Origin of the sequence: Pseudomonas putida (assembly GCF_028682175.1) — a bacterium.
Classification (GTDB): domain Bacteria; phylum Pseudomonadota; class Gammaproteobacteria; order Pseudomonadales; family Pseudomonadaceae; genus Aquipseudomonas; species Aquipseudomonas putida_AD.
In genome coordinates this window covers 1-6,393 of sequence record NZ_JANHKS010000096.1, presented here as the reverse complement: position 1 = coordinate 6,393, position 6,393 = coordinate 1, and the positions used below count along the sequence as shown (strand labels likewise).

Annotated in this window: 7 protein-coding genes; 6 read left to right on the top strand and 1 reads right to left on the bottom strand. The window is 62.2% G+C overall.

The genetic code is table 11. The features are described from left to right. Window positions 1-167: 167 nt before the first annotated feature. Entirely contained in the window at window positions 168-2,234 is a 2,067-nt protein-coding gene (locus NPS29_RS28520; protein WP_274136834.1) for an AsmA family protein, read from the bottom strand. 353 nt (window positions 2,235-2,587) lie between these two features. On the opposite strand from NPS29_RS28520, the gene NPS29_RS28515 reads away from it, so the two are divergent. The 6 genes from NPS29_RS28515 (at window position 2,588) to NPS29_RS28490 (ending at window position 6,368) form a co-directional block, all read left to right on the top strand. Continuing rightward, window positions 2,588-2,809: a hypothetical protein gene (locus NPS29_RS28515; RefSeq protein WP_274136832.1), complete on the top strand. Its 222-nt coding sequence runs from the start codon at window positions 2,588-2,590 to the stop codon at window positions 2,807-2,809. 195 nt (window positions 2,810-3,004) lie between these two features. After that, window positions 3,005-3,637 carry a TetR family transcriptional regulator gene (locus NPS29_RS28510; RefSeq protein ID WP_274136830.1) on the top strand — a complete coding sequence of 211 codons (633 nt, stop codon included), beginning with the start codon at window positions 3,005-3,007 and terminating at the stop codon, window positions 3,635-3,637. A 287-nt stretch (window positions 3,638-3,924) separates the two neighbouring features. Then, the gene (gene ureE / locus NPS29_RS28505) at window positions 3,925-4,425 is read left to right on the top strand and encodes an urease accessory protein UreE (RefSeq protein ID WP_274136828.1); all 501 of its coding nucleotides are present in this window, start codon (window positions 3,925-3,927) and stop codon (window positions 4,423-4,425) included. Between the two features lie 10 nt (window positions 4,426-4,435). Then, window positions 4,436-5,110 carry an urease accessory protein UreF gene (locus tag NPS29_RS28500; RefSeq protein ID WP_274136827.1) on the top strand — a complete coding sequence of 225 codons (675 nt, stop codon included), beginning with the start codon at window positions 4,436-4,438 and terminating at the stop codon, window positions 5,108-5,110. A gap of 46 nt (window positions 5,111-5,156) precedes the next feature. After that, on the top strand, window positions 5,157-5,771 hold the full coding sequence (ureG, locus tag NPS29_RS28495; protein ID WP_274136825.1) for an urease accessory protein UreG: 615 nt from the start codon (window positions 5,157-5,159) through the stop codon (window positions 5,769-5,771). Between the two features lie 27 nt (window positions 5,772-5,798). Beyond that, on the top strand, window positions 5,799-6,368 hold the full coding sequence (locus tag NPS29_RS28490) for a HupE/UreJ family protein (protein WP_274136823.1): 570 nt from the start codon (window positions 5,799-5,801) through the stop codon (window positions 6,366-6,368). Window positions 6,369-6,393: the final 25 nt, after the last annotated feature.

Here is a 6,393-nt window from a genome sequence, read left to right as displayed (position 1 = left end):
TCTTCCGATCTCCTTGAAATCGCTCCCGCCGGCAAGCCGTGCTGCTACGGGACCTGTGTGAACGCAGAACCAGGCTCGACTCAGGCCCGTAGCAGCCGGGCTTGCCCGCGGGGGCGGCCTTGAGATCGCCCCCGCCGGCAAGCCGTGCTGCTATGGGACGGCGGCGCCTATTGCACGGTCTTCGGTGCCTTGCCCGCGCGCATCTGCTCAAGCAACGGCGCGCACTGGTTCGGCTCGCCGCCGCTTGGTGCGACCAGCGCCAGTAGCCCTGCTGCAGGCCCCACCGCCGCGCCCAGCAAGACCATCCCGGCTCCACGCAGCAACAACGGCCCGGTTTCCACACCTGCGTTGGGCTTGATGAACGGCCCGCGCACATACAGCGGCGAGCGCAGGGAAAACACACGGAAGCCCTTGGATTCCGGACTGATCTTCATGTCCAGTTGCTCGGTCTTCATGTTCGCCGTGCCATCGATGTAGATGATCGCGTTCTCGGTATCGAACACGAACAGCCTGGTCGTGGCCAGCCCATCCTTGATCCCAAGATCGGACGCCGCGCAGTTGATCTTCACTTCCTTGTCGCCGAACAGCTTGCCGACCACGTAGTTACCGACGTTGAGCCCGGCGATCTCCATCAGGTCGCGGCTGACCGCGCCATCGTTGACCAGCATTTTCAGCTCGCCATTGGCCGTGCCCAGCAACGCCGCCACCGAGTTGCCCTTGCCGCTGATGTCGGCATCACCATTCAACTCACCGAAACTGGTCTTCATCGGTTCGAAGGTCGGGAACAGCTGCTTGAGCTTGAAGTTGCGCGCGGTCAGCTTCGCCCGGCCTTCCAGCGGCTGAGTGTGACCGTTGAGCTTGATGTCGGCATCGAGCTTGCCACCGGCCACGCCGAAACGCAGGGGTTGAAGGCTCAACTGACCATCATTGAGCACGACGTGGGTATAGAGGTCGGTAAAGGGCAATTCAGCGCTCTGCACGATCTTCTTGCCGGTGAATTCCACGTCGGCGTCCATGGCGCTCCAGCGATCGGTCTTGAATTCCTCGACCGGCAGCACCTTGTCCTTGGGCTGTTTGCTCTCGCCGCCACGGGATTTCTGCTCCGCGTTGGAGTCAGCACCGATCAGCGGTTTGAGGTCGGTCATCAGCAACTGGTTGGACACCAGCGCGCCGGTCAGCTTGGGACGCGGCTGGCTGGCCACGAAACTCAGGTCGCCATGAATGTCACTGCTGCCGATCTTGCCGTTGAAGCCCTTGTACTGAAACGCTGCGCCCGCCGGATCATGAAGCTTGGCGATCAGGCGACCATCGGTCGAGTACGGCGGAGAATCGGGAAGGGTTACGCCGGTCAGCGGATACAGGTTGCCCAGGCTGTCACCGGAAAGTTTGAGGCGCAGGTCCAGTTCGCCGAGGTTTTGCGGATCGGTCACGGTGCCTGCGACCGCCACCCGGGTGTTGCCCGCGCTGACATCGGCCTGCACCGGAAACGGCAGGGCCGCGTCCTTGAGCGCCAGCAACCCGCCAACCTTGCCGCTGCCATTGAGTGCCTGGCCGTGGTACTGGCCCTTGGCGGTGAAGCCGAAGGCGTAGTCCTGCGCCGATGCGCCCTTGTCCTGGACCTTCTTGGCCTCGCCGCTGCCTACGATGTCGCTGAACGGAATCGGCTTGCCCAGTGGGTCGATCACGACGTCCACCGAGGTGTTGATCATTTTGTCGTTGTAGCTGACATGACCCTTGTCAAAGCCGATCGAGCCAATGTCCATGACCCAACTGGAAGGCTCGGCGTTGGGATCGCTCTTGGGCAGGTCGAACACCCAGTTGGCGCGGCCATCGGCCAGACGTTCGATTCTGGCATTGGGCTCGGTCAGGTCGATGCGCGGGATCACTACGCGTTGAGTCAGAAGCGGCAGCGGCGCGAGGCGCATTTCCACTCGCTTGAGGGTAACCATTTGAGGCTCTTTAGACCATTCGGGGTTACCCAAAGTGATGTCTTCAGCCGACATGTGCGGCCACGGCACCCAGGCGCGCCAGCCGCCTTCATCCGGCTCGCGGCGCCAGAGCACGGCCAGATTGCCGTTGATGGCGAACGGTCGGTGGATCTCGGCAGACACTTTTTCGTTGATGGTCGGCTTGAGCCGGTTCCAGTCGAAGGTGGCGATCACGATGATCAGAATGGCCAGCAACAGCAGCACGATGCCGACCGTCCAGGCGAAAATCTTGCGTCCTCGCGTCATTGCGTAATCTCCCAAATACCGACGCACCTTCCCGGGCGCGTCTTACACGTCATTGCGACGTTCGACTGACAAAAGCCGCGTGGGTTTGATGAAATATCAAAAAACCCGTAGCTGTGCGGCTTGCCGGCGGGGCGGTGTGCCAGTGAATCAAGCGATATCTGACACACCGCTCCCGCCGGCAAGCCGTGCTGCTACGGGGTCTGAACACCCCTGAAACCCGCGTTCTGCCTGGCCTGCAGCCCTGAATCAATTCCGTCGATGGTCACCATCAGCCCTTTGAACTTCTTTATCCAGGCGGCGCCGGTAAAATTCACTCCATGTTCTCTACACGCCCTTTCGAGGAGCACACATTCATGAAACGCCAACTGATCGCCCTGACCCTTTCCCTCCTCGCCTCGAGCGCGTTCGCCATGCCTGCCAGCGAACAACCGGTGCTCGGCGAAGTGAAAGCGGCCCAGCAAGTTGGTCTGCCAACCCTGGCCCAGGACAACACCAACCGCGTGATCAACCAGTATCAGCGCGTGGCCGATAACGGCCCGGATCGCCTGGTGCAGCAGTATCAGCGCGTTTCCTGAAATATCACGTCCTCCCCGATCCCTGTAGGAGTGAGCTTGCTCGCGATGGGGATCTGCCTGTAACACTTGTAGTGACCGACACCCCGCAATCGCGAGCAAGCTCACTCCTACAGTTTTGATGCGTCGATCCGGTTCGACGCACCGCAAGCGCATTTGTTAGAGTGCGGACCATTCTTCACTCAGATGCACACGCTCATGTTGCCCCGCGCCGAACAGAAACAGCAGACTCGCCACGCCCTGCTCGATGCAGCACGGGGGCTGATGGAGAGCGGCCGGGGTTTTGGCAGCCTGAGCCTGCGCGAGGTGGCCAAAACCGCTGGCATCGTGCCCACCGGCTTCTATCGACACTTCGACGACATGGACCACCTGGGCCTGGCGCTGGTCAGCGAAGTGGGCCAGACATTCCGTGAAACCATTCGCCGGGTGCGCCGCAACGACAACCTCAACAGCGGCATCATCGATGCGTCGGTGCGCATCTTTCTCGATGTGGTGGCGGCCAATCGTTCGCAATTCCTGTTTCTGGCACGCGAACAGTACGGCGGCTCGCTGAAAGTGCGCCAGGCACTGGGCGCGCTGCGCGAAGGCATCATTGCCGACCTTGCCACCGACCTTGCGTCGATGCCCAAATTTCATCACCTCAACACCGATGACCTGTCGGTCATGGCCGACCTTGTGGTCAAGAGCGTGTTCGCCATGCTCCCCGAACTCATCGACCCGCCGTCCGTGACCCTGGCCGAACACCTGACGCCTCGGGCGAAGATCACCCAGCAATTGCGCTTCATCTTCATCGGCGCCAAGCGCTGGCAGGGATTGGGCAGTACCGAGTAACCGCAAACCTGTAGGAGTGAGCTTGCTCGCGATAGCAATCTCAGATCCAGCATTTGCGTTGACTGACACACCGCAATCGTCCGAATGCGGCCCAGAGCAAGCTCACTCCTACAGGTCCAGGCAAGGCACTGAATTGGTGCATACCTCATTCATCCGCACCAATAAACCCCACGATCAAATCCCACGCCTGACCTGCACGCACTATTTGTAGGCAATTTCCTCAGACTTCCCCGATTGGCAAGCCACTTGCTCTAGACATGGCATCGCACATTGCTGGAAGTTTTCCGATGCTGGTGATTCACACACGAATCGAGCCCCAGGCTGAATGGGCCGCCGAGCTGCATTTGAATTTCGAGGCGCGCAGTAAAAGCCGCCTGCGCTGTTTCAGTGCCGAGGGCGAAGACGTTGGCCTGTTCCTGGAGCGTGGCCAACCACCGTTGCGCGACGGCGATTTTCTCAAGGCCGAAGATGGCCGCATCGTGCGGGTTTGCGCTCGCCCCGAGCAACTGATGCACGTCACCTGCACCAGCGCCTTCGAACTGACCCGCGCCGCCTACCACCTGGGTAACCGCCACGTCGCCCTGCAGGTGGGCGACGGCTGGCTGCGGCTGCTCGACGACTACGTGCTCAAGGCCATGCTCGATCAACTGGGCGCGACCACAGAATCCATCGAAGCGCCGTTCCAGCCCGAACATGGCGCCTACGGTGGCGGCCATCATCACTCGCGGGCCGGGGAAGAAGACTTCAACTACGCCCCGCGCATTCACCAGTTCGGCGTACGCAAATGAGCCCACGTCCATGAACAAGGCCTGGGCGCTGCTGCGTCTGGCGAGCCCGCAGTTGCCTATTGGCGGCTACAGCTACTCACAGGGGCTGGAGATGGCGGTGGAGAACGCCGTGGTCAAGGATCCGCAAAGCGCAGCCCGCTGGATCGGCGATCAATTGCTGCTCAACCTCGCCCGCTTTGAGGCGCCGCTGCTACTGGCCCATTGCACAGCCGCCGCCCAGGAAGACTGGGCGACCCTGCTGCAACTGAGCGAAGAGCACCGCGCCAGCCGGGAAACCCGCGAGCTGCATCTGGAAAGCCGGCAGATGGGCTATTCGTTGCAACAACTGCTCAACGGCTTGCCGGAACTGGATCAGCCTGCGCGGGATTTCCTGCGGCAAATCGATGAACCCCACTTGGCCCTGGGCTGGGCGCTGGCCGCCCGTGCCTGGCAAATCGATCCGCAGGACGCCCTGGCCGCCTGGCTGTGGAGCTGGCTGGAAAACCAGTTGGCAGTCCTGATGAAAACCCTACCTTTGGGCCAACAGGCCGCCCAGCGTCTGACCAGCGAGCTGACGCCTTTGCTGCAACAGGCCCAGCGGCACGCCACGGAACGTGACCCCGAACATATCGGCAGCGCCGCCTTTGGCCTGGCGCTGTCGAGCATGGCCCATGAACGCCAGTACAGCCGCCTGTTTCGATCCTGATATCAGCCAACACGAACCGCACAAGAAGATTAACGGAGAGCATTTGATGAACAGCCAACCCTTGCGAGTCGGCATCGGCGGCCCGGTCGGATCCGGCAAGACCGCCCTGACCCTGGCCCTGTGCCTGGCCCTGCGCGAGCGCTACAACCTCGCCGTGGTCACCAACGATATCTACACCCGCGAAGACGCCGACTTCCTGGTGCGCAACGAGGCGCTGGCCCCTGAGCGCATCATCGGCGTGGAGACCGGCGGCTGCCCGCACACGGCGATTCGTGAGGACGCCTCGATCAACCTGGAAGCGGTCGACCAGCTGAACCGCCGCTTCGAAGGCCTGGACCTGATCATCGTCGAGTCCGGCGGCGACAACCTCTCGGCAACCTTCAGCCCTGAGCTGTCGGACCTGACCATCTATGTGATCGACGTCTCGGCGGGCGACAAGCTGCCACGCAAGGGCGGGCCGGGAATCTGCAAGTCTGACCTGCTGGTGATCAACAAGATCGACTTGGCGCCGCTGGTGGGCGCATCGCTGGAGATGATGGACCGCGACACCAGGAAGATGCGCGGCGACAAGCCCTTCGTGTTCAGCAACCAGAAAACCGGCCATGGCCTGGAGGACATCATCGCCTTCATCGAGCGTCAGGGTCTGCTGACCGCTGCCTGATTTCTTTCACTCAAGGACAACCCCTACATGAACTGCAGAAAAGTATTCGGCGCCCTGGCGCTGCTGCTGGCACCGGCGCTGGCCTTTGCCCACCCTGGTCACGATGAAAGCGGCTTGATGGCCGGTATAGGTCACCCGCTGGGCGGCCTCGATCACCTGCTGGCGATGGTTGCCGTGGGCCTGTGGGCTGCGCAGCAGAAAGGCGCAGCGCGCTGGGCCCTGCCGTGCACCTTTGTCGGCACCATGCTGATCGGCGGCCTGCTGGGATTCGAAGGGCTGGAATTGCCTGGGCTGGAAAGCGGGATCGCTGCATCGGTGTTCGCCCTGGGCCTGGCGGTAGCGCTGGCCGTTCGCCCGCCGCTGTTCATGGCTGTAACGGCGACCGCGCTGTTTGCGCTGTTCCATGGTGTCGCTCACGGTCTGGAGCTGCCTGAGATGTCGAGCCCGTGGGGCTATGCCGCAGGCTTCGTCGCCGCGACCGCCGCGCTGCATGCCGCAGGTTACGCCGTGGTGCGCTTCCTGCCAGCCGCTGCCGCGCCGGTGGTGCGCATCGCAGGCGCGCTGTCGGCTGCGACCGGCCTGTGGTTGTTTGCATAATGTGATCCCCCGTAGCAGCACGGCT

Excerpts from the sequence above, each read along its gene's own strand:
- ureG (WP_274136825.1), top strand. The coding sequence starts at position 5,157 with ATGAACAGCCAACCCTTGCGAGTCGGCATCGGCGGCCCGGTCGGATCC.
- NPS29_RS28500 (WP_274136827.1), top strand. The coding sequence starts at position 4,436 with ATGAACAAGGCCTGGGCGCTGCTGCGTCTGGCGAGCCCGCAGTTGCCT.
- NPS29_RS28520 (WP_274136834.1), bottom strand. The coding sequence starts at position 2,234 with ATGACGCGAGGACGCAAGATTTTCGCCTGGACGGTCGGCATCGTGCTG.
- NPS29_RS28515 (WP_274136832.1), top strand. The coding sequence starts at position 2,588 with ATGAAACGCCAACTGATCGCCCTGACCCTTTCCCTCCTCGCCTCGAGC.
- NPS29_RS28490 (WP_274136823.1), top strand. The coding sequence starts at position 5,799 with ATGAACTGCAGAAAAGTATTCGGCGCCCTGGCGCTGCTGCTGGCACCG.
- NPS29_RS28510 (WP_274136830.1), top strand. The coding sequence starts at position 3,005 with ATGTTGCCCCGCGCCGAACAGAAACAGCAGACTCGCCACGCCCTGCTC.
- ureE (WP_274136828.1), top strand. The coding sequence starts at position 3,925 with ATGCTGGTGATTCACACACGAATCGAGCCCCAGGCTGAATGGGCCGCC.